The sequence below is a fragment of the Kitasatospora sp. NPDC047058 genome (genome assembly GCF_040643935.1).
Lineage (GTDB): Bacteria > Actinomycetota > Actinomycetes > Streptomycetales > Streptomycetaceae > Kitasatospora.
Genome location: NZ_JBEYVJ010000108.1, coordinates 1 through 22,657, shown reverse-complemented (window position 1 = coordinate 22,657; position 22,657 = coordinate 1). Strand labels below are relative to the sequence as shown.

General features: G+C 69.3%; 15 protein-coding genes. 9 read left to right on the top strand and 6 right to left on the bottom strand.

The window, feature by feature from the left end:
* Nucleotides 1-1,844: 1,844 nt before the first annotated feature.
* Both ABZ885_RS18430 and ABZ885_RS18425 read right to left on the bottom strand, forming a co-directional pair.
* Complete coding sequence (locus ABZ885_RS18430) at nt 1,845-5,024, bottom strand: CHAT domain-containing protein (protein ID WP_360189188.1); 3,180 nt, start codon at nt 5,022-5,024, stop codon at nt 1,845-1,847.
* Nucleotides 5,025-5,298: 274 nt separating this feature from the next.
* Entirely contained in the window at nt 5,299-5,556 is a 258-nt protein-coding gene (locus tag ABZ885_RS18425) for a hypothetical protein (protein ID WP_360189186.1), read from the bottom strand.
* 825 nt (nt 5,557-6,381) lie between these two features.
* On the opposite strand from ABZ885_RS18425, the gene ABZ885_RS18420 reads away from it, so the two are divergent.
* On the top strand, nt 6,382-6,576 hold the full coding sequence (locus tag ABZ885_RS18420) for a hypothetical protein (RefSeq protein ID WP_360189183.1): 195 nt from the start codon (nt 6,382-6,384) through the stop codon (nt 6,574-6,576).
* Between the two features lie 483 nt (nt 6,577-7,059).
* On the opposite strand, the gene ABZ885_RS18415 is transcribed toward ABZ885_RS18420, so the two are convergent.
* Nucleotides 7,060-7,539: a hypothetical protein gene (locus ABZ885_RS18415; protein WP_360189181.1), complete on the bottom strand. Its 480-nt coding sequence runs from the start codon at nt 7,537-7,539 to the stop codon at nt 7,060-7,062.
* A 709-nt stretch (nt 7,540-8,248) separates the two neighbouring features.
* Between ABZ885_RS18415 and ABZ885_RS18410 the strand changes: the two genes are divergently transcribed.
* A complete protein-coding gene (locus ABZ885_RS18410; protein WP_360189178.1) occupies nt 8,249-8,992 on the top strand; it encodes a DUF6083 domain-containing protein in 744 nt (247 codons plus the stop codon).
* Nucleotides 8,993-9,161: 169 nt separating this feature from the next.
* Here the strand turns inward: ABZ885_RS18410 and ABZ885_RS18405 are convergent, their stop codons facing one another.
* The 3 genes from ABZ885_RS18405 to ABZ885_RS18395 all read right to left on the bottom strand — a co-directional run bounded on the left by ABZ885_RS18405 (nt 9,162) and on the right by ABZ885_RS18395 (nt 13,417).
* Nucleotides 9,162-10,868, bottom strand: coding sequence for an RICIN domain-containing protein (locus ABZ885_RS18405; RefSeq protein WP_360189175.1), 1,707 nt, complete (start codon nt 10,866-10,868; stop codon nt 9,162-9,164).
* 523 nt (nt 10,869-11,391) lie between these two features.
* Nucleotides 11,392-12,081: a transglycosylase family protein gene (locus tag ABZ885_RS18400; protein WP_360189173.1), complete on the bottom strand. Its 690-nt coding sequence runs from the start codon at nt 12,079-12,081 to the stop codon at nt 11,392-11,394.
* A gap of 400 nt (nt 12,082-12,481) precedes the next feature.
* On the bottom strand, nt 12,482-13,417 hold the full coding sequence (locus tag ABZ885_RS18395) for a LysR family transcriptional regulator (protein WP_360189170.1): 936 nt from the start codon (nt 13,415-13,417) through the stop codon (nt 12,482-12,484).
* 737 nt (nt 13,418-14,154) lie between these two features.
* Between ABZ885_RS18395 and ABZ885_RS18390 the strand changes: the two genes are divergently transcribed.
* The 7 genes from ABZ885_RS18390 (at nt 14,155) to ABZ885_RS18360 (ending at nt 22,321) form a co-directional block, all read left to right on the top strand.
* Nucleotides 14,155-15,057, top strand: a complete 903-nt coding sequence (locus tag ABZ885_RS18390) for a helix-turn-helix domain-containing protein (protein ID WP_360189167.1) — start codon at nt 14,155-14,157, stop codon at nt 15,055-15,057.
* A 608-nt stretch (nt 15,058-15,665) separates the two neighbouring features.
* Complete coding sequence (locus ABZ885_RS18385; protein WP_360189164.1) at nt 15,666-16,289, top strand: DUF4142 domain-containing protein; 624 nt, start codon at nt 15,666-15,668, stop codon at nt 16,287-16,289.
* A 161-nt stretch (nt 16,290-16,450) separates the two neighbouring features.
* Nucleotides 16,451-17,842: a DUF1996 domain-containing protein gene (locus ABZ885_RS18380; protein WP_360189161.1), complete on the top strand. Its 1,392-nt coding sequence runs from the start codon at nt 16,451-16,453 to the stop codon at nt 17,840-17,842.
* A 165-nt stretch (nt 17,843-18,007) separates the two neighbouring features.
* Nucleotides 18,008-18,943 carry a hypothetical protein gene (locus tag ABZ885_RS18375; protein WP_360189159.1) on the top strand — a complete coding sequence of 312 codons (936 nt, stop codon included), beginning with the start codon at nt 18,008-18,010 and terminating at the stop codon, nt 18,941-18,943.
* Nucleotides 18,940-20,382, top strand: a complete 1,443-nt coding sequence (locus ABZ885_RS18370) for an NADH-ubiquinone oxidoreductase-F iron-sulfur binding region domain-containing protein (RefSeq protein ID WP_360189156.1) — start codon at nt 18,940-18,942, stop codon at nt 20,380-20,382. Before ABZ885_RS18375 ends, ABZ885_RS18370 begins: the two co-directional genes overlap by 4 nt.
* Nucleotides 20,383-20,612: 230 nt before the next feature.
* Complete coding sequence (locus ABZ885_RS18365; protein ID WP_360189153.1) at nt 20,613-21,677, top strand: SCO0930 family lipoprotein; 1,065 nt, start codon at nt 20,613-20,615, stop codon at nt 21,675-21,677.
* 17 nt (nt 21,678-21,694) lie between these two features.
* Nucleotides 21,695-22,321 (top strand): hypothetical protein, encoded by a 627-nt coding sequence (locus tag ABZ885_RS18360; protein ID WP_360189150.1) that lies wholly within the window; start codon nt 21,695-21,697, stop codon nt 22,319-22,321.
* Nucleotides 22,322-22,657: the final 336 nt, after the last annotated feature.

Sequence of the window (22,657 nt, the reverse complement as noted above, 5' to 3'; positions counted from 1 at the left end):
GCTACGTCACGCCACTCGAGACCCGCCAGCGGCACCGGCAAGGTCACACCCTCGCAGCGTAGACGGAAAGTGTCCAACCGCAGGGTGGAACTTCACTGTGGGGTGGGGCGTCGTCGTTGGCGGCTCTGTCAGCTATGGCGTTCAACGAGTCGCCGTTCACCTGACGGCGGCGACGTAGGCGAAGGCGCTGGATCAGGTTCTGGTTGGCGACCGGCTTGCCTACGGTGGTCTTCCAGCAGCCGTGCTTCCAACCTGCCAGCGCTTCCTGGCCCGGCCGGCGTGAGTCGCGTCCGCAACGTCTCGGCGTCCCGGAGTGCCTGGCGAGCGCGCCGTTCAATGCCGCTGTCGGCTGGCGCGAATGATGATCTCCAGTAGGCCGCACGGGCCGGGCCGGGCATCGACGGAGACCGGACCGCTTGATCGTGAAGACGTCTCCTCGAACTCCCAGACTCGCATGGTGGTGAGCGGTCGTTGATCAGGACCGCGTCAACCTTCTGGTCGATGGCCGCCGCGACTACGCGCGCCACTTCAGGGACCCACCGGCCCAACCAGGCCGCGTCCACCTCGCCCCGCCGACGACGCCACTGTCATCCCTTGCCTCGAGCCCGGACCAGAACCCCAGCTCAGCCCCCGGGGAATGTCTTCGGGAGCACTACCACCAAGACCGAAGGCGACAGAAGGTGCGGTGAGCGCCAAAGTATGTTGGCCTGGATAAGGGACCAGTTCGCTTCTCGGGGCTCCTGAAACCAAGAAGATTATGTTTCTACAAGATGCACGCTGAGGTGAAGTGCAATGTCGAGGCAATCGGATCCGGGGGATGAGGAGTTCGTTCGACAATTGGCTAGTGTCGTCGGGCATTCGATGCAGCAGTTAGCGGACGCTCTCAATGCGTTCGTTGGGGCGCCAAGTGATCAATCGGCACTGCGAGTTCTTCAAGAACACCCCGAACTTCAAAGTGGTGCGGCCCGCCAAATGATCAGGGGAAGTATCGAGGATGCCCGCAATCAGGGATACATCAAAGAGGCAGACAGTATGACTAGGCGTCTGGCCCTGCTGGAGAGCCATCAGTAGTTATCTCCCGAGATAGATTGAGAGCCTAAAGAACGTGGTGGAGGGCTTGCTCCGGTCAATGGATAGCGGCTCTTCGTAACTCGCGCGACGCCAACCAAGATGCATTCTCATGCCGCCCCAGGCGACATTCGACAAGATTATCCAAATCCAGCATCACAGGAGGAACTATGGCTAGGGCGGGACCGAATGAAGCCTGTATCACCTTTGGTGAAGGGCTGTCAGAAGATCAGAGAGAGTCGCTCCGGGGTGCATTGTCATCCATCGGCCTTCAGGTCCCTTCTCGCCCGCGTCCCACGTTCCGCGACCCGATGTTGCTTGTTCTCCTTGTGGTCTTACCGGCGCTTAATGCTTTTCTGGGCAGCCTAGGTGAAGATGCCTACCGAGTACTTCGGAGTGCACTCGAGAAAATATTCCACACATCAAGCGCAAAGCGCCGCGAAGTGGTATTTCAGGACGGATCTACCGGTGCGCAAATTGTTCTCGAGCAAGGACTTCCCGAGGAGGCCTACGAGCAATTACACGATCTGGATCTGTCAGAGGTGCAGTCCGGAACTTTATGGTTCTTCGATCGCGACACGGGTCGCTGGACGACTCGAGCAAAGGGTGGCGGAACGGGTGCGGACGAAGACGGATAAACGACCACCTCCGCGGGGTGTCGAGGATCTCAAGCCCCTCGCTGGGTGAAGTCGAACAGCTCAATGGCACTCCTTGCGCGGCCTGGCCCGCGTAGCCAAGGGCTGCAACGCGGAGGCGACGGCTCGTGCCGCCGATCATCACCCCGCCGGCCTCCGCTGGGGTTCCGTGGTGAGAATTTCCAGCCCGGCCCAGTACCCGGGGGTCCAGCCAAGCTCTACGTCGGATCTCTCGCGCTGGGCGTTGCTCCACGCCTCTGCGATGTATTCCCGTTGGGCATTGCGCAAGGCATGGGCGGGTGGCAGGCCGGCCGCCAACTGCTGGTAGTAGATGGCGAGAATGATTCCAGTGGCTTTGTCGGGGACTGGATAGACTGCGGTCGCCAGCGAGGCCGCGCCGCGGGTAAGGGCTACGGTGGACAACCCGATTGGCTCCTCGCCCGGACCGGATGACACTCGCATTGACCAGCAGGCCCCGAGTACAAGGTAAGGAGGAAGGCGAAGACCGAGCAGACGTGCGGCAGACAGCTTGTATGGCGGATCGCGCCGGAGCTCCAGACCGTGCGCCAGTCCGAGCTCGGCATCTCCGTGTACGGACAGGACTCCGAGCTGATAGCGATCGCCCGTGCGCAACTTAGCCACGAGGCGTTCAGGGTCGCTCTCCTCCTCCAATCGGTCCGCATAGTCGTGTATGAGCTGGGCGCGTTCGGCTGTCACGGATACTTCAGCCATGTAGGCCAGAGCTCGCGCATTCCTCCTATCTTCCGGTTGCTTTTCGAGCGGCAGGTCATCAGGTAGCATCCGCAACGCAGGCAGCAATGTGAGAGCGGCGAGGTCCAGCAGATAACTCCCCCCAACATCGAGTGCAGCGAACGGTACCCCCCATAGCTCGCCACTAGGAATGATCAGCAAGATCGGCGAATCTTCTTCCCTGCTCGAACGGGGATCGCTCAATCGTCTCCGCAGCTCGGTCGGCAGCAGCTGGTCGCCCAGTTCGCGGCGCCAGCGATGCTCGGTTTCATCCAGAAGGTCCCAACCAGCGAAGTATGCGTTGTTCGCGTTGTTCGCGTTGGTCAGGTCGGTCAGCCACCCGACCTGCTCCGTGGTCAGTATGTTCTCCTCGATGACTGGCACCTCGGAGGGATCGGGAGGCACCCACACTGAGTACAGCAATCGACTGCCTGGCACTTGGTCGTATGGGAACAGCCTCAGTAGCAGGGCGTGGACGTTCCCTTGTAGACGTGCACGTAGATGGTCGACGGCGACCGGCTCGACCGCGAAGACCTGTTGGAACGCACTGCCAACCAGCGTGGCCAATTCCCTGTGTAGCTGGGCGATCCGCTTGTCGAGTTCGTCGTGAGTCCTTCTTCTCGCGTCCTGCAGACCTTGGCCAATGGTCCGCTGATCTGGGATAGGTTGCAGATCGAGCAATGCCGATTTGCTGGCGTGTGCCTCTTCCAGTTGGGTCAGGAGATCCTGGACCGGTTCTGGCAAATCACGGTGAGTGTCGCGGGAATGTAGAAGTTCCGATAGCGCCTCACCTCTGCCGATTTCTGCCAGCTCCAGTGCTGCGAATCCGTCATGCAAGTCAGCTGCTAGAGATAGCCCTATCTGGTCCCAGTCCGCAGATTCGGCGAGGATACGGACTCTGTCGGCCGCGCTGGCTACGCACTGCCGCACTCCTTCCCGTGCACGTACAGCTGCCAGGATGTGATCTAGCGCTGCTGGCCAATCCTCCCGAGGTCCAGCAACTAGTACATTTGACAGCAGCACGTGCGCCTTTGCAGCGCCATTCTCATTCCTTGCTCGTTCGGCTAGATCGAGTGCCTTCTGAGCGTGCTCGCGGGCTCCAGACAAATCATTACCCAAGCGTGCCAGGTCACCAAGCATTAGGTGAGCCTTTCCCTGCTCAGGTACATCGCCAGCGCTCTCAGCCAATATCAGAGCGACTTGCAGGTGACGCTGCGCCTCGGGAACGTTGTCCCTCGCGTAGTACAGCTCAGCAAGCAAGTGGTGGGCGTTCCCCTGTCCTACCCGGTGCTCGATAGCCTCGGCCAGCTGCAATGCCTGTGCCGCATGCTCTTGCGCTGCCGCGAGGTCTCCCCGCACGCGGGCTTCTTCGCCCAGTACCGCATGATCGTGGCATTGCTCAAAGACGTCTTCGGCAGCTTCGGCCAGCTTCAACGCCAGCTGCACATGTTCTCGGACCTGAGCGAGGTTCGCTGGATCGCGCCCGGCCAGCTCACCCAGCATGGCGTGAGCACGGCTTTGCGCGAGCACATCGCCAGCGGCTTCAGCGAGCGCCAACGCCTGCTCTGCATGATGTCGCGCCCGGGCGAGATCGCCCCACTCATGCCATGCCAGTTGCGCCTGCAGGTCGTGCGCGCTGATTTGTGCGGCACGACTGCCACTGGCCCCGGCTAGCTCCAGCGCCAGATCGGCAAGGCGTTGTCCCTCCGCAAGATCTCCCCGGTCCCGTGCCAGACCCCCCGCGACGCGATGCGCGTAGCTCAGGAAGCTGTGTAACTCCTCAGGCTCTAGCTCCTCGGTGGCCGTCTCGGCCAGGCTCAACGCCCGTGAGACAAGCCGTTGCCCCTCGGATGGGTCGCCCCGATCCCGCGCCAATTGGGCCGCGAAGAGGTACGAATCTCCTTGTCCGAGCACATTGTCCGCAAGCTCAACCCGATCAATCGACCGCCGCGCATGCTGCTGGGCTTGGTAGAGATCGCCGCGCCGTCGCGCAAGGTCAGCAAGCAGCAATTCGGCCGCGCCCTGGGCTACCGGGTTCTTTGCGAAAGTCAGCGCCTGCTCCGCGTGCTCCTTTGCCTCCGCTATGTGTCCCCGGTCAGCGGCAAGCGTTCCCATGAACCAGTGTGCACCACTTTGTTGGTCTACGTCCTCGAGCAGGGGAAGCGCGTTCCCCCAGTGCTGCTGTGCCTGTGCCAGGTCACCCCGGGCCTTGGCGAGGTTAGCCAGCAATATTTCCGCTCGCGTCTGTGCTTGGGGATCCCCAGCGGCCTCGGCGAAGTGACGCATCCGGTCCATGTGGAATCGGGCCTGCTCATATTCCCCTAGCTGCATCGCCAACCCACCTACTTGCATGTGGGTATAGCTGCGGAGCACGAGATCAGGTTCCGTCTCCTGGTCGAGCAATGTAAGAGCGGAACTTGCGGCTTGCATCCCGATGTCAAGGCTGCGAGCGGCAACTGCCAGCTCAATCGAGAACTCGACCAGCGCTCGCGCCCGCTCATTAAGCGACCCAGAGCTTTCGCTGAGTAGCCGCTCAAGTCGGGCTCTATCGGCCGGGAGTCCGATATCCACGCCTTCTGTAAACCCTGAATTCTCCATTTCATCGCTCCGTGCAACCTTTGGCCTATCGCGCCCAGCGCGTCAGGCCGAAGCGATCAGCTGGTGCTGCCGCGGTGATCTACTCTGGAGCGTCACCGCTGACTGTAGGAGGTCGGGTTACCCTCCTCAATAGCAACTGGCGAAGCGAAGCGCTTGTATGTGCTCCGCCGGTTGCCTGCGAGCCTCGACCCTGGCCTCTCTATCGGAACTTGTCCGCTAATGAATCTGCGAGTGGGCAGTAGCGGCTCTAACGCGATCCCATAAATGTCAGCGTGTCGCTGGCGAGTACATCACGTAGAGATATCCCGACCACGCGAGGGAGCGAGTTTTTGGCATTCTGGACTGGATCTTCGGCCCACTTTACAAGATCGTGCTGCATCGTAGGATACCGATCGACCAGTACTTTGATTATGGTCTGCACCGTCCAGGTGTCCATCTCGCGGTCGGCGAGAACTAATATCTTGCATAGTTCGTCAGTCGACAGGGATGCGTAGTCGTCACCCACTGAAATCACCTATAAGATAGAGAGGTGTTTCTTGCGCTTCCTTTGGAGTTGCTTCTTTCAGTCAATCCATAGTCATCATAGAGGCTGCAATGAGCAGTTTGGGTGAGGCGGCAGGAGGTGTTATACATCCTCTGGTCGCGGGCGTGAATGCACATAGCCGCAGCCCTAATCAAGTGAGGCCCATTAATCCCGCGGCAGATAATTCGGAAGGTCGGTAGGTTGCACCCATTCAACGGGAGGCTCTAGTTGACTGGCCTGAACCCAGGATTCTCGCCCGATCTCATCGACCACAAGAACTTCCTGGCCGCTGCGGCTGTCCTTGGCCCTCAGTATGGTTACTGTGCGGCGCATTATGCCGTCCACCAGCGTTGCTTTTGCATTGGGGCTCAGTTTCACTTTGGCAACTTCCCTTCGCGAGCTGGAACGAGAGGCGCCAATCTTCGAATATTCAAGGGGCTTCGCCTCGTCCGCGCATGACTCTAGCCTCACACCCTTGCTCATGAGATACAGAATTCCCCACGGCGAGAAGTGGCGGGAGCGCGTTCCTCGATTCCTAGGCTACGCGCATGGGTAGGGCTTCGCACCTGCGTGCCCGTCAGCCAATATCGCTACGCACTGCAGTTTCACTTCCGAAGCGTAACGAAAGCGTGATTCCTTGCGCGAAGGGGCCTTGACCCGGATGTTGGACACGGGCTATGCGGCCTCGGTCAGCGAAGTTGATGTCGTGCTGAGCCTGCTCGCGTAGGCGACGGGGCTGCGGTGTCCGAGCCGGGAGTGGCGTCGGACGGTGTCGTAGCGGTGTGCCTAACGTCCCCGCGAGCCGATATGTCGGTCACCACCCCGATCGCCTTCAATCCGAGTGGCATGGCCTGCGGCGCCCACGCCGGTTCGGCCATCAGCCTCGATTGTCGGGCGCCGTTCCGTTTCACCGGCACCGTCCACAGCGTCACAGTCGATCTGTCCGGCGACCTGATCGTCGACGCCGAGAGCGAGATGCGCATGCACATGGCTCGCCGGTAGGTGACCCGCCGGCAGGGCCTGCCGATGGTCATACGACGCAGCCGCAGGGCCCAGCCGGATGTCGGCTTGCTGTCCCGTCGCCCGTTCGGGACGGGGACCAGGCTGGTGGATTCCGATGATCTCGCCCCCTCGCCGGCTGCGGCCGGTGGCGGGCCGGATGATGTCCTGGATGGTGGGGCGGCACCTGGGAGTGTCCCCGGGGCCTCTGGCAGCGCACCACAGTGGTCGGCAGATCGGGAGACGTAGCCTTATTGCTGGGGACGAACCAGGGACCACACCCGGCAGATCGACTCGCACGGGCCTCGTCCTGCAACACGGACAACGCGTTCCGTTCAGCGCACGGCAGGTTGAGGTCAACATCGCCGGGCGACTGGGGGTCAAGGGGTCGCAGGTTCAAATCCTGTCGTCCCGACAGTGATGTCGGAGCCCCGCTGACTGGACGAAGGTCCAGGCCAGCGGGGCTTTTGCCGTTCCGAGGGCGGGTCAGCACACGAGCCGCAGGTGGCGGCCGGGGGGCATCGGCGGGACCACTTCGGGACCAGGGGTCTCGCGGGGCCCGCTCAGGTGCGCGCTCAGCGCTTCGCCGACCAGCTCGATCGAGCGCCGGTCCGGGACAATCGCGTCATCGGGTCCTGACTGATAACGTCCCGGCGCCACGCCACCAGCTCGCGGATCTCCGGGGATCAGCGGCACCGTCCGGCGACGCTTCCCCTTGATCCCCTTGATCCCCTTGATCCCCTTGTCCACCAGACCGCCGGGCGCCGTCGTGGTCTGCCAGCACAGGTCCCACGTCCACCGCTTGCGGTCGATGTCCTTGCGGCGCGCCCCTGAGACCTCGACGATCCGGGCCGCCGTGCACGCTGCGAAGCGCACCACGTCGCCCCAGCTGCCGAAATCCCCCTGCGAGCGCAGGACCAGGCTGGTGGCCAGCTTCTCGAGCCCGGCGATCCAGGCCCCGGTCATAAGAGGAGCCTGACCTGCGCAGTATCGGCAGTAGTGGAGGGATCCGGCTGGTACGAGACCGCCACCCGCAGCGCGGTCGCCCGCGCAGCGGGCAACGGCACCCTGCCCGCCGCGGTCTCCGTCATCCTCCCCGACACCGAGCACCTGGCCGATGTGGCGGCCGACACCCCGATCTCCTTGGGGACGACACTTTCGTCGGGATCATCGAAGCCGTCTTCAAGGAGGGAGCCGTCCATTGCCAAGCCAAGCTCCTGGTCCCGTCGGCCATGGCCCTGCCGGGCTGGGCGGTTCAGGGCCTCGTCGACATCCTCCGCCAGGACGTTGGGGAGGACGAGACTCCTGCCACCAAGGCGAGGGTGGGCCGTCCCCGACCAGATCTCCGGCCCAAGTTGGCCCACTTGCGGTTCCGGTAGGCAGTCCCACGGGCGTCCGGCGCACGGCTGCGCCGATCACTGGAGGACCTCGCCAGGCTTGAGGACTGGATTCCGCCCGCGGGCGGAGACACGGCCGGGCGCCCGAGCGCGCCGGCCGGCTTCGGAAGGCCGCTCCAGGTCGGTGTCATCTCGGCGTCCCAGGGGCTGCTCCGGGTGGTCGAGCGATCCCAGGGCGTCAACGGCCTGTGCGAGAAACGACCAGCCGTGGGAACGGCCGCTTATTCTGCTGCTGAACAGTTTTTGATGATGCGTCAGAACTGCGAGGCCTTCCGGAAATGGCTAGGAACGATGAGGGTGGCGACGCCCGCAGACAGGCTCTGGAGACCTGGGCCAGCGCGATCGGCAGGCCGGTGGGAGAGAACTACACTCCCTACTCGCGCTGCAAGGAATGCTTGACCACGGTCGAGTGGAAGATGTCCACCGGAGGTAAGTGGATTCCCCTGCAGCCCAAGGACCTGCCCAGCTATCGAGTCCCAGCCAGGGTCGCCTGGCACGAGGATGACGAAGGGTTGGTGCGTCCCGGCCGGAAGGCGGGACGGTGTCGGGTGATCCACTATGCCGTGTGTCCCGCCAGGGTTGGCACCTTGGAACCCGAACTCGACGAAGTGCGAAGGATGCTCGGAGTCCGGGGCCGCAGCTATCGGATCGTTACCGGCGAGGACACGCCGCTGAACCTTGCCCCTAACGAGTACGGCATCTCGCCGGCTGCGGAGCAGGAGGGGGCGCTCTTCACGGAGAGGGAGGTCGGTGATCGTGACGCCGCGGCGGTGGATGTGTCGCGCTGGGACGACTGGCTCGAGGTCCGGGCCGTCGACCCTGGTGCGTTGGCCGATCCGGTCTACGTTGCGCTCAACCGCATGGGTGAGCGCGTCGAAGGAACCTGGCTGATTCTCCGGACCCCGAAGAACGAAGGTCAACTGCGACGGCTCGCAAACCAGAACGACTGGAGCTGGACTGACCTCCCCGGGGCCGGGCCGGATGCACCCCCCTTGCCGCACCCCCGCATCGGGGACAGTTGATGAGGGTCGGCGTTTGCGTCGCGCCGGTGTGCGTCATCGCCGGTGCCGGCCCCGCGTCGGCGCGGCGACCGTTCTCCTTTTGTCGGCGCAGGGACCGCCGGGCTGCTGCTGGTCGTCCGGCGGGAGCGGTTGGGAGGACTTGCCAGGTCCAGCCGTGCTCGCGAGTTGCTCACGCCATGGTGAACAGGAAGCTGCTGGAGTGGTAGTAGTCGGGCAGCTGGACCAAGGGTGATCCGATGCGCGGTGGGTCGGCCTCCGGCCAGTTGTACGGGCCGAGCAGGTGGGAGGCGTAGTCGCTGGACGGGACCGGTGGAACGAACCACAGCCGGACGGCGCCGGTTTTGGCGTCCGGTTCGAACCGCCAGAGTTGTTGGGCGCGTTGTGCACCGGACCGGCAGCTTCGAAGGATCACCGCGACCGTGTTCCCGCCGTAGGTGGTCCCGTCCAGGCATGTTCCCGTCTCCACGTTGCGCAGCCGGTAGACGTCCTGATCGGCTGCCAGGCGCTCCCAGCGCTGGGACGTCTGGCCGGTGCACTGCTGGAGTTGCAGCGGGCTGTCGGCGCTGCGGTCGGCGATGCCGACGCAGAGTCCCGAGCTCCTGTTGAGGAGGGTGAGGCCGACGGGCACGGTCGGTGGCGGTGCCACGACCACGGTCGGCGGTGGGGGCGACGGGGTGGGGGAGGCCGTGGCGGGAGCGGTCGACTTGCTGCGAGACGGGGAGGCCGGTGCCGAGGGGGTCGGGGCTTCTGGCGACGGAGGGGGCGACGGAGGGGGCGACGAAGTGGCCGACGGCGAGTCCGTGGGGGTCATCGCTCCCGTGCTCGCGGGGCTCGTCAGGGGTGTCGGCCCTGCGGAGCCGGGGAGTGGGTGGGTGCCGGTCAGTGCAGGGCGCGTTGCCGGGCCCGTGGTCGTGAGAAGCACACCGGCGACGAGCAGCGCCGCCACTGCGCAGGCCCCTACGGCGGTGAGGGACGCCAGTGCGCGTCGCCCACCAGGGCGGTGGCCGGTGGCGTGCGGCGGACACACTCGGCCGAGGGGAGCGGATCGCGGTGCGGCCGTCGGCACCGGCCGGGCGTCGGCCACGACCACCGGCAGGGGCGGCGATGACGGTTCTCCCGTCCACAGCAGCAATCCCCGGAGCAGGACCGGCCGTTGCCACAGGTCGATGGCGGCCAGGACCGCTCGGGCGTGACCGCAGCTGTCGCACCGCGAGAGGTGACGGTCGAGGTCCGTGGTGTCGTCGGAGGTGCCGTTCCGGACGAATTCGCCCAGGGCGGCGGTCAGGTGGCGGCACGACCGATGGGGGACCCGCGCGGCGTGCACCTGCAGGTAGGCGTCGTCGAGGATCTGCCGGGCCGGTACGTCCGGCTTCGGTCGAGGCTCCGGCGGGTGACCGGTGGGCTCCTCGAGGCAGTGCCACAGCGCTGCCTGCCGGTACTCCGGCAGGCTCAGGAACGCGCGCAGGAGGAACGAATCCGCTTCCGCTGCCGTGGCCGCCGTCCGCGCCGACGGGGCCGCCGGATCCGGCCGGGGCAGCGTGCCGAGCCAGGCGAGGAAGCCGGCGCTCAGCCTCGCCTCGCGCCCGGTGTCGGCCCACCCGGCCGCGGCTCTCCGCACCTCGGCCAGCAGGTGCGGCCGCCAGCTCGCCGTCGGCCCGGCGTCGGCGCGGACGGCTTCCAGGGTCCGCTCGAAGGACTCGTCCGCAAGCTCCTCCGCCGCGCGGTCCTCCCCGCAGAACAGTCTGGCGTAGGCCACCACCGACTCCCTGTGGCGGTGTGCCATGCCGGCGAGTGCCGCGGAGTCCTGTTCGCGTCCTTCCCGGATCATGCGGGCCAGTTCGGCATCCGTGGCCACGTCGGTCACCGAATCCGACATCTCTTCTCCTCGGTGCGCCCCTGGTGGGGTTGTGGTCGATCGGTCACCACGCGGCGCGGTGGCGGGGCGCGAACGTCGCAGGCTGTAGCCGGAAAGCCACGGGCAATTGATGTCGCGGAGGCGGATTCGAGTGCGGAAATCGCGCTCCCACGGCTTGCCGAGCGGGCGTCGGGGCCTCCCGCGGTGACTTCTCTACTCGCCGGTAGAGGATGTTGGCCGGAATGAACTTCCCGCGTCAAGGCCCATCTCGTGGAGGTTCTGAGCGTTGAGATATTGCGAGACAGGCCGTCAACAACGCGCCCCTGCAGTCGAGATGGGCAGACGGGGACACCCTGGGCCCTCGCGCAGGGAAAGGAACGTGATGGGACACCGGAGCAGCGGGCTTCGCCGTCGTCGGCTTCGAGAACGGCAGCGACCCGGTCGTTGAAGGGTTCGCCGGCCCGCTTGCCGCCACCTCGTCCGAGGGGGCAACCGGTCCCGTCCGCGCATCCGCCCACGGCGACACCGGCCGGACCGGGGCAGCTCAGCTCAGGATCAGGACCTGGCCGGGAAGGAGCAGGTCGGGGTCGTCCCCGATGGTCTCGTGATTGAGCGTGTGGAGGGTGGGCCAACCGCCGGGGGTACCGGAGGCCTGGGCGATGCCGTCGAGGGTGTCGCCCGCACGCACCGTCCAGGTGCCCGGGCTGTCCGCGTCCCGGTCTTCCGCGCTGGTTGAGGGTTCGTCTGCTGCGGAGGCGTCGTCGGTGCCGAGCGTGGACGTCGCGGGGCTGTGCGGTCGTGGCTGCGCCGGGCGCTGGGTGTGGGCGCGGGGGTGAGTACCGGCGCGGGCGGTGGGGTGGTCGGTGCCGCGGGTGGCACGGGCTCCGCAGGCGGGCCACGGCGCGAGGCCGCGGCGTGCGGCCAGGGTCTCGGCCACGGTGATCTGCTGTTCGCGGGTCGCCTGGTCCGCGCGGGGCGCGTAGGCGAGGCCGCCGTTGCCGCGCCAGGTGGCCACGTCGAACTGCAGCCCGCCGTAGTAGCCGTTCCCGGTGTTGGCATGCCAGCGGGCCCCGCTCTCGCAGCGGGCGAGAGCGTCCCAGTCGACGCCCGCGAGGACGCCGGTGGTGACCGCAACGGCCGGAGACGCGCCGGGGCCGCCGAGCGCGGCGGCGAGAGCGAGCAGCGGGAGCAGGAGACGGGCGAACAGGCGACGGGCCACGGACAGCGGTGACATGAATGCTCCGCAGTTGGGGACAGGGGGCGGGCGCCGAAGCGCCTTCTCCACCCATGCACCATGCGGCGGTCCCGGGTTGCCGACGGGGCCCTGATCTCATCCGGTCGGCGGTCCGACACCACCCGAACAGCGAAGCTCACCGCAGGAGTGAGGGCGGAGCGCAGGACGGCGCGGCTGCGGCATGGTCGACGGTCCGGCGATGCGCATCCGGGTGTGCGGGCCCGCCCGGGTGACGCCGGCGCCAGAGCAGGCGCACCTGACCGTCGTGGACCAGGAGTGCGGACACCGGGGGGCTTGTTCGTCGCCGGCGGTGAACGGCGCATCGAGGGCGACGGGGAATCCGCCGCACGGAAAGTGCACCCGGCGGCACGGGCAGGCCTGCCGCCCGCTGGCGGCCGGGCTAGTCCGTGACGAGTTCGGCGGGGCGGTGGGGCGTGGTCGGCGCGGGGGCGTCGGCCACCTCGTGGAGCAGGGAGAGCAGGAGTTCCTCGTAGCTGGAGAGCGGGCGGGCGAGGGTCCAGTTGGCGGTGACGGTACGGGGGGCCGGGCCGGGGTGGGCGTGGAGTTCGGCGAGGATGCCGTGGAGGAGCTCGAAGCGGACGGAGCGCCGGGGGACCAGGCTGACGCCGAGACCGATGCGGACGGCTTCGCGGACGCTCTCCGTGCCCCACAGGTCGAGGGTGCGCGCGCCGACGAGGTCCCAGGTGTGCAGGAGCTCCAGCAGCTGCCGCCGGGTCTGCGAGCCCGGTTCGAGGAGCAGGAAGGACTCGGAGGCGAGCTCGGCCGGCATGACCTCCTGCCCGGCCAGCGGGTGGTCGGGTGCGCAGATCAGCACCATGTCGTCGCTGGCCAGCTGCTTGGACTCGTACCGGCCGGGGGGCAGCGGGCCGTCGGCCACGCCGACGCCGATCCGGCCCTGCTCCAGCGCGCCGGCCAGGCACTCGGGGCTGTTGACCACCACCGTGAACAGCCCGTCGGGTTCGCGGCGCCGCAGCTCCTGCATCACGGCCGGCAGCAGGTAGTCGCCGACCGCGGCCGTACTGCCGACCACCAGGCGCTCGATCGGCCAGCGCGCGGCCGCCTGGACGGCGCCGACGGCGTGATCGGCCAGCGCCAGCATCTCCTTGGTCTGGGCGAGCAGGACCCGTCCGGCCGGGGTGGGGCGGATCTTCGGGCCCGAGCGGTCGACCAGGACGGTTCGCAGGGACGCCTCCAGGTTCTGCACCTGCTTGGAGACCGAGGACTGGCTCAGGAACAGCACCTGGGCCGCCGCGGAGAACCCACCACATTCGATGACCTTCGCGAAGATCGCCAGCTGGTTCAGGTTGAGTCGCATCACGGCCCCGATCGCGTGGATGTGGTCCAGGGCATGCGGGTCTGCGGGTCGCGGGACGGGCTCCCGCAGCACCTGTCATCCCCTGATGGGGGCCACAGCCTACAAGCAACCCGGAGAATACCTGTTCGGTCGATACAACCGCGGGGGCGGAACGGCGTTCGTCGGTTCGGGTGCCCAACGCGGCTCTCCCTTGCTCCGGCGGTGATCCCTCCTGACCGGAGCGAAGCGGTCGGCGATCGTGGGGATGTGATGGTGCGTCAGCTGTTCCCGGCGAGATGTGCGGGCGGCGGTCTCGGGCGGCCGGGAGTGGCCGGAGCGGGCGAGGTTGCGTCAAGTGCACGTTCCTGCACGGTCGTCCGCCTCACTGGTGCGTGCCCGTGCGGCCCTTGTGGGGCAACGGATCCGGCGGCGGACGGGGGGTTCGCGGCGCCGCGAGAAAGATAACGGATTGATAACGCCGCGGGACGAAACCTCCGGCGGCCCGTCTCTCAACATGTCCGGCCCGGTTGGGGCGGACGGTTTCCAGAGAGAGGTGTCGCCATGCGGGAAGCATGCTCCGTCAGCAGGTCGCCGGTGCCGACTCCGTACGAACTCTTCGTGCTGGGGAGGGCCGCGGGCGGGACGGCGGCCGCCCGGTCGCGGTGTGCCGGGTCGCGTCCCGTCCGGGCCGACCGGGCCGGTGCGATCCCGGGCGGCTCCGACGACGGGAGTCTCGGCGCCGCGGGAAGGGGGTCGCGATGAGCGACCTCGCCCTGCCGGGGGCCGTGGCCCGCCGGGACCCCGCGCAACGCCGGCTCGCCGGTCACGGCGGCCCGGCGGGGAACGGCAGCACGGTGAACCACGGCGCCGCCGGCCGTGACGGGACGGCGGGCCGGAACGGCATGAAGGGCCACGGCGGCACGGCACACGGCACGGCGGGACGGACCGGCACCGGTCACGGCTCCCAGGCGGGCCGGGTGCGGCGCGAGCCGGCCACGGTCCAGGCGGTGGCGCTGTACTCGCTGCCGGGGACGCCGCCCCAGGGCCTCTCCGGAGCGAAGGTCATCGCCGGCACCAAGGGGACCCTGTCCCACCTGCTGATCCCCGACCCGCTGCCGGGCATGCGCCGGGTGCTCGCCCTCTGGCTGGAGGGCCGGACCGCGGTGCTGGGGCCGGTCGTGCCGGTCGAGGACGCGGTGATCTCGCTCGGCTGGGCCCGCAAGCTGCTGACGATGGTGCCGCAGGGCGCCTCCGGCGGGATCCACTTCGTCGATGACCACCTGGCGACGCTCCTGCTGTTCCAGGACCCGCTGCTCGCGGGTCGCCTCTCCGCCAAGTGGCTCGCCCGCCTGGCCGAGCTGACACCGCAGCAGCGGGAGTGGACGGAGGAGACGCTGCTCGCCTGGCTGGAGGGTGGCGGCACACTCCCGGCCGCCCGGCTGCTCCGCATCCACCCGCAGGCCGTCCGGAACCGGCTGCGGAGCCTGGAGAAGATCTTCGGCAGCGGGCTGCGCGATCCCCGGGCCAGGTTCGAGCTCCTGCTGGCGTTGAAGATCCAGATCATGGCGGCCGAGTACGCGCGCCTGCGCCGCAGAGCCGGGATGCTGTCCCTGCTCCAGACACCCGTGACCCAGCGGAACGGCCGGACGGCCGGGCGCTGAGGCCCACCCGTCGCGGCCCGGCCCTTGCGGCCCACCCGCTGACGCCGGCCCGCTAGCCGCCGGCCCCGTCCGGCGCGGGTAGCTTCCCGCGTCGCCCCCGTCCCTCGTCGGCGATGCACGGCTCGCCCCTGCGCGTCCGCCCCCGCGGCCCGCAAGGGAGCAGGCCGGGGCGCCGTCACCCGCTCGGCACACCGTCCGAGGCACCCGTCCGTCGTTCCCCGCCCGAGATCCGGCCGCCGACCGCGTCCGTGGTCCGCCGGGCCGGTGGATCCGGTGGATCCGGTGGACCAGGCCGTGAACCCTTCCCGACGGCACCGGACATCCGAAGCCGGGCCGTCCCCCCGTGGCAGCCGTTCCGCGCTGCCGCGTCATCCCTCGTCGCCACGCCGCCCGTGGACCGTTGCAGGCGGGTCATCGCCGCGAGCACCACCGAGACCCGCCCCGACCGGTCCCGCGGGTTCCGCGCGGCCCTGATCCTCCGGGTGCGGTGGAGGAAGAGCCCCATGTCATCTTTGAGGAAGAAGCGCGGACCGGTAGCGGCCGCGTACAGCCTCCCCCTGGTGAGCCGCCTTCCGCGGTCGTCCGCCACCCTTCTGATCATCGTTGCGATGCTCCTCACCGCGGCCGCCCTGGTGTACCCGGTGGCGAAGTCGGTCGGTTCCTATCGCAGCGCCCCGGTGAGCGACGACCTGGGAGTGACGCAGACGCCCACCGGGCCGCTCACCAACCTCGACCGCGACTTCGTCAAGCGGGTGCGACTGGCGGGACTGTGGGAGATCCCCGCAGGCCGGATGGCCCTCACGAAGGGCACCACCCCCGAGGTCAAGACGGCCGGCCAGCACCTGGTCCAGGGCCACACCGACCTCGACAAGGCGGCGCTGTCCACCGCCCGGATCCTGGACCTGGACGTGCCCAGCGAGCCCTCGGCGCAGCAGCAGGGCTGGCTGAGGCAGTTGGAGGCCGCGCAGGGCCCGGAGTTCGACCAGCTCTTCGCGAACCTCCTGCGCAGTGCCCACGGACAGGTGTTCGCGGTGCTGGCCCAGGTGCGGGCCGGCACCCAGAACTCCACGGTCCGGGACCTGGCGAACACGGCCAACGGCACGGTGCTCGACCACATGAACGTCCTGGAGGACACCCGGCTCGTCGATTTCGACAAGCTCACCCCGCTGCCGTCCGGCTCGGCCGCTCCGTCGGCGAGCCGCCCGCCGGCGCCCGCCGGGTCGACCCGCTAGAGGCCGACCCGCACGCAGACCCGCTTGACGCCGACCCGCCGGGCGACGACCCGGCTGGACAACGACCCCACCGGGCGACGACCCCGCTCGGGCGACGACCCGCTGGGGGCTGTCCGCGGCCTGCACGGCAGGCCCGATCCCGTCTGAGGAGTGTGAATCACATGAAGACCCGTAAACGCGGTGCGAAGAAGAGAAGGGCCGGTGCCCTGCTGCTGGCAGTGGTCCTGGGCACCGGTGCGGTGGGGACGATCACGGCGGTGGCCTTCGCCGGCACCCGGCCGTGGAGTTCCCGGACGGCGTCCCCGCAGGTCGGCACCGTCGCCTGCGCCGACGCCGGGGTCGCCCTGAACGAGGTGCCGGAAGCGTCCCAGGACTCGGTGGACAAGAACCTCGCCGACCTCGACGTCCAGGTGGCGGACGCCTACAACCGGCTGGCCGCGTCCGCTCCGGGCGACAACGAGAAGCGCGTCATGGACGATCTCGCGAACAAGCGCGCGGACACCCTGAAGAAGCTGTCGGACAGCGCCGGTCCCGACTCCGGCCTGCCGCAGGACCTCGCGGGCATGGCGAGGTGCACGGTCAGGAAGGACCTGGTGGTCCAGGACGCGGCCAAGGGCTTCAGCGCCGACGGGATGGGCGGCGCCGTCGCCGAGACCAAGGCCGCCGCGCAGGTGAAGTCCCTCCCCAAGAACGGGTTCACCGACATCAAGAGCGTCTCCCCGAACGTGACGGCGCCCGCCAAGAAGGGGTCGGCCACCGGCTCCTTCACGTCCCAGTGCGGGCGCAACGAGAACCGCCACCTCAACCCCGACAACGTGATCGTCGCCCCCGGCGTGAGCAACGGCGCGCACCACATGCACGACTACGTCGGGAACGTGGCCACGGACGCGTTCTCCTCCAACGCCAAACTCGCCGCATCCGGCACCACCTGCTCCAACGGTGACGCCTCGGCGTACTACTGGCCCGTCCTGCGCGTCTTCGACGGCACCAACGAGAAGGACGCCAAGGCGCCCGGTGGCGGCAAGGACAAGAACGTGGGGCGGATCCTGCAGCCGGCCGAGGCGAACATCACGTACACCTCCGCCGTCGGGAACCAGGTCCAGCCGATGAAGCAGTTCCTGCGCATCATCACCGGCGACGCCAAGGCCTTCACCAACGGGCCGGCGAACGCCCACGCGTCGTGGAGCTGCACGGGCTTCGAGAACCGCCAGCTCGTCGACAAGTACCCGATCTGCCCGAAGGGGAGCAGGGTCGTCCGGACGCTGAAGTTCCCGGACTGCTGGGACGGCAAGAACATCGACAGCGCCAACCACCGGACCCACACGGCGTTCTCCGACAAGTCGGGTGCGTGCCCGAAGAACTTCAAGGCGATCCCGCAGCTGACGCAGCGCATCGCCTACGACGTGCCGGCCGGGGTCCGGTTCGCCGTCGACAGCTTCCCCGAGCAGTTGCACAACCCGATCACCGATCACGGTGACTTCATCAACAACATGAACAAGGGCCTGCTGGACCAGATGGTCAGTTGCATCAACCAGGGGCGTCGCTGCGGGTGACCGCCCCTTCCGGGGCCGGCCCGCACGGAGCGGGCCGGTTCCCGGAGAGCAACGGAAGGGCGCGGCCCGGAGCGGGGGAGCGATCGCAGCTCCTCGCGCGGCCGGCGCCGGGATCCCGACATCGGATTCGACAGCAGGTCCAGGACGAGGCCGGAGGGCTCAGCAATGGTGAGAGGGCAGAGGCGGCGGTCACGGCGGTTCGGCCCGGCAGCGGGCGCCGAGCGGGCCGGCCGGGCGCGCGTGGCGGCCGAGGGCGAGCAGCCCCCGGAGGGCGGCCGCAAACGGCCGGGTCCGTGGTCGTTCCTGCCGCTGTTGACGGCGGGTCTGGGCGTGACGGCCATCGTCGTCAATTCCAAACTGCAGGCGTTCCTGACGTTCGCCGTCGGTGTGCTGGCACTCGTGTCGTTCACCTCCGCGGTCCTGTGGGGGCTGGCGGCGACCGACCGGCTGGTCCTCAGCCCGGTGCACCGGCTCGTCGCGCAGGCCGTCCACCGCGCGATGGGCGTGGCGGGCGTCGTCTTCCTGGCCCTGCACGTCTGGATGAAGCTGATCGTCGGACAGATCGGGGCGCTCGCGGCCTTCGTGCCGTTCGCCGACCCGGTCAAGCCGGTGGTCTTCGGACTGGGGACCGTCGCGGGGTACCTGTTCCCCGCGGTGGCGCTCGCCGGGGCGGCCCGGGGAAGGCTCGCCCGCTCCGGTGACGCGCGCCGGTGGAGGGTCATCCACCTGTTCTCGTACCCGGCCTGGGGCGCGGGCCTGGTCCACGGGCTGCAGTCGGGCCGGCTCGCGGCCCCCTGGGTGGTGATGCTGTACGGCGTCGCCGTCGTGGGCGTGGCGGCCGCACTCACGGTCCGGCTGCTCCTCCAGGACCGCTCCGGCCCGCGCCAGGCCCCCGTACGGCCGCTCCCGCCGGACGCCGGCGGGCCCGGGGCCCCCGGGCCGCGCCTGCCGGTGGGTGACCCCGACGCCGCCACCGTCCGCATGCCGGTGGTCGCGGGGCCGGCCGTGACCGGCGGGCCGGGGCTGGCCGTCGGCCGGGCCTTCGCGGCCGGGCCGGGCCTGGCCGGAGTCGGACTCGGACGGAGGCGGCAGGACGGGTGAGCACCTACCCCCCGCCGGTCATGTGGTTCGGACGGCCGGTCCTGTTCGCCGGCCTGGAGAGCATGGACCGGGTCGACTACCGCTCCCACCTCCTCGTCCACGGCCAGCTGCCGGCGCTGCGCGCGGAGGAACTGGCCGAGCTGGCCGAGAACGTGGACCTGCGCGGCCGGGGAGGTGCCGGATTCCCCTTCGCCCGGAAGCTCAGGGCGGTCGTCAAGTCGTCCTCCCGGCGCCGCACCCGTCCGGTCGTCGTCGTCAACGCAACGGAAGGAGAACCGAGTTGCCTGAAGGACACCACGCTGGTCCTGCGCGCTCCGCACATCGTGGTGGACGGTGCGCTGATCGCGGCCACCGCGCTGGACGCGGAACGGGTGGCGATCGGCGTCACCCGGGCCGACACCGAGGAGTCCCTGCGCCGGGCGCTGGCCGAACGGAGGTCGGTGAAGCCGCCGGTGGAGGTGGTGCGACTGCCCGAACGGTTCGTCACGGGCGAGGGGAGCGCGCTCGCCCGCGGCATCACCAACGGGATCGCCCTGCCCCGGGGCGGCGGCGTGCGCACCAGCGACAGCGGTGTCGGAGGAGCCCCCACGCTGCTCTCCAATGCCGAGACGTACGCCCAGCTCGCCGTGGCCGCCCGGTGGGGTGCGCTGCCCTACCGCGAGATCGGGCTCCCCGAGGAACCCGGTACGGTGCTGCTCACGATCGCCGGCGCGACCATCGTCGAGACTCCCACTGGGGTGCCGCTCGAAACCGTCCTGGCGGCGTGCGAGCTGGACGTCGGGCAGGGTGTGCTGGTCGGCGGGTACCACGGGAAGTGGCTGACCCCCGACGCGGCCCGCTCGGCCGTGATCTCCCGCAAGTCCTTCCAGAGCCTCGGCGGGGCGCTGGGCGCCGGGGCCATCCTGCCGCTGCCGCAGACGACCTGCCCGCTGTGGGAGGTGGTCAGGATCTCCCGCTGGATGGCGGACGAGACGGCCGGCCAGTGCGGGCCCTGCTACCTGGGGCTCCCCGACCTCACCTCGGCCCTGGAGGACCTGGTGCGCGGCGGCGGGCAGCGTGCGCTCGACCGGGTGCAGGCAGGGATGCGGGCGGTCACCGGACGGGGGGCGTGCAGCCACCCCGACGCCGCCGCCCGGTTCGTGGCCTCGTCCCTGGCCGCGTTCGACGAGGACCTGGTCGCGCACTCGTACCAGGGCGGCTGCGGACGGCCGTCGCAGGACGTCCTGCCGCTGCCGGAGGTGGAGAGCGCCGGCACCATCGTCGTCGACTGGACGCTCTGCGAGGCCCACGGCCTGTGCACCGGTGTCCTGCCCGACGTCATCCGGCTGGGGGCGGACGGGTTCCCCGCCGCGGCCGTGATGCCCGTCCCCGCGAGGCTGCTCTCGCAGGCGGCGCGAGCCGTCGACCGCTGTCCCGCGCTCGCGCTGCGGATGCAGTGAGGCCGGCGCGGCCGGCGCTCCTCCGGGAGCACGGCCCGTGCCGTCGGAGCGGTCCGCGGCGTCGCCCGCGGTGCCCGTCCGGGCGGCGGGCCGACCGAGAGGTTCCGGAGGGCTATCGACCCTGACACCCACGTCCCGTCTCCGGGGACCGGCGCGCGGCGCCGGACCGGAGCACCGGACACGCACACAGGCACGGAAGGCCGCATTCCACCGATGGAAAGGCAAGGAACATGTTGACGAAGCGATACGGACTGGCCGGGCTCTGCGTCCTGTTGGTCGGGCTCGTGGTGATGGCCCTCTGGGGCAGCATGAGCAGCAGCGCCAAGAGCTCCTCCGGGTCGGGCTCCGGACAGCTGGTCGGGGCGCAGGACGCCGCGCCGGCCGGCAGCGGATCCTACGGCTCGTACGGCTCCTACGGCGGTTCCAGTGCGTCGCCGTCCGGCGGCGCGTCGGCGGGCGCGCCGGCGGGCGGCGGCCAGGTCGGCGGAGCGCTGACCGTCCGCAACGACGCCAAGCTCGGCATGGTGGTCACCGACGGCCAGGGCTTCACCCTCTACCGGTTCGACAAGGACACCGCCAAGCCCCCGATGTCCAACTGCAACGACGGCTGCGCCAAGACCTGGCCGCCGGTCAGCAAGGAGGGCTCCACCGCGGGGACCGGGATCGACGCCGGGATGCTCGGCGAGGTCACGCGGGCCGACGGCTCGAAGCAGCTGACGCTGGGCGGCTGGCCGGTCTACCGCTACGCGCAGGACGCCGCGGCCGGTGACACCAAGGGCCAGGGCGTCGGCGGCACCTGGTTCGCCCTGGCGCCCGACGGCAAGAAGGCGGCCGCCTCGGCCTCCGGTGCCTCGGCCTCCGCCGCCCCGGCCACCGCTGCGCCGGCCTACCCTGCGGAGACGCCGGCCGGCGAGGCGCCGAAGCCGGCCACCGGCGGGGCCAAGGTCTCCGTGGCCGCCAACCCGCAGCTCGGGCAGATCGTCGTGGACGCGCAGGGCATGACGCTGTACCAGTTCGCCAAGGACCCGTCCTGGCCGATGAAGTCCATGTGCGAGGGCCAGTGCGCGATGACCTGGAAGCCCGCGCCGGTGGTCGACCCGAGCCAGGTGTCGGGCGTGGACCCGAAGCTGATCGGCAAGCTGCAGCGCTCCGACGGCACCTGGCAGCTGTCCGTCAACTGCAAGCCGGTCTACACCTTCACGGGCGACAAGGCCCCCGGTGACGCCAACGGGAACGGCAAGGACAACCTCTGGTTCGCCATCAACGCCGCCGGGAAGCCGGTGACCGGTAAGTGATGCCCTGGGACTCCACCGTGGCCCCCGTCCGACCGCGGAGGACCGTCCGCCGCGCGCTCCAGTGGACCGCGCTGACCGTCCTGCTGGTCCTGGGCGTCGGCGAACTGGTCGGCGGGACCGGAGGGTTGCTCGGCCCGTCGGGAACGTCGGCCGGCGCCTCCCGGGCCTCGGTGGAGGACCTGGCCCAGCGGATCGGCTGCAAGGCCGACATCACCGCCGACACGACCGACCTCCGGCAGGGGCTCTGCACCCTCGGGGAGGACGAGGTGTGGATCGCCACCTTCCCGACCACCGGCGCCCAGACGACCTGGACGTCGGGGGCCGAGGAGTACGGCGGGTCGTACCTGGTGGGTGACCGGTGGGTGGTCGTGCTGTCGGACAGCACGGCGGACCTCCTGCACACGAAGCTGGGCGGGGTGATCACGGACGGCGCCGACCACACCGGGCACGGCGACCACGGCGACCACGGCGACCACGGCGACCACGCCGGTGCCGCCGGTACCGCCGGGGATGCCGGGGATGCCGGGGGCGCCGACCATGCCGGTGCCGCTGGTACCGCCGGGGGCGCCGACCACGGCGGCGAGCACGGCGACACCGGCGGCGGTGCCGGGGAAGCCGGCAACGATCCCGCCGGGGCCGGCTGATCCCGGCGGACGTCCGACCGATCGGGCGGTGGTGACACCACGGGACTCCCCGGGCCTGGGCCCGGGGAGTCCTCGTCGCGTCGCCACCGCCGTCGTCGTCCGGGCCTTCCCGGCCGGCGGCCCGCGCGGCCGCCGGCCAGGAAGGCCGGGGCCGGGGTGCGAGGAGGTGAGCAGCGATGCGTTCCGGGGGAGTCGTGCGGAGCCGCGAGGCGGGGGCCGGGGTGACGCCGCCGGCGGCACAGGGGCCGGGGCCGGAGCCGTGGTCGGGCAGCCGTGAGCGGGGGCGTCCACGGCCGCGGCCGGCGGGGGTGCCCGCGCCGCCCGGCGGGCCGTCGG

Coding starts and splice junctions, on each gene's coding strand:
- ABZ885_RS18420 (WP_360189183.1), top strand. CDS start 6,382: ATGTCGGTCACCACCCCGATCGCCTTCAATCCGAGTGGCATGGCCTGC.
- ABZ885_RS18415 (WP_360189181.1), bottom strand. CDS start 7,539: ATGACCGGGGCCTGGATCGCCGGGCTCGAGAAGCTGGCCACCAGCCTG.
- ABZ885_RS18410 (WP_360189178.1), top strand. CDS start 8,249: ATGGCTAGGAACGATGAGGGTGGCGACGCCCGCAGACAGGCTCTGGAG.
- ABZ885_RS18405 (WP_360189175.1), bottom strand. CDS start 10,868: ATGTCGGATTCGGTGACCGACGTGGCCACGGATGCCGAACTGGCCCGC.
- ABZ885_RS18400 (WP_360189173.1), bottom strand. CDS start 12,081: ATGTCACCGCTGTCCGTGGCCCGTCGCCTGTTCGCCCGTCTCCTGCTC.
- ABZ885_RS18395 (WP_360189170.1), bottom strand. CDS start 13,417: ATGCGACTCAACCTGAACCAGCTGGCGATCTTCGCGAAGGTCATCGAA.
- ABZ885_RS18390 (WP_360189167.1), top strand. CDS start 14,155: ATGAGCGACCTCGCCCTGCCGGGGGCCGTGGCCCGCCGGGACCCCGCG.
- ABZ885_RS18385 (WP_360189164.1), top strand. CDS start 15,666: ATGCTCCTCACCGCGGCCGCCCTGGTGTACCCGGTGGCGAAGTCGGTC.
- ABZ885_RS18380 (WP_360189161.1), top strand. CDS start 16,451: ATGAAGACCCGTAAACGCGGTGCGAAGAAGAGAAGGGCCGGTGCCCTG.
- ABZ885_RS18375 (WP_360189159.1), top strand. CDS start 18,008: ATGGTGAGAGGGCAGAGGCGGCGGTCACGGCGGTTCGGCCCGGCAGCG.
- ABZ885_RS18365 (WP_360189153.1), top strand. CDS start 20,613: ATGTTGACGAAGCGATACGGACTGGCCGGGCTCTGCGTCCTGTTGGTC.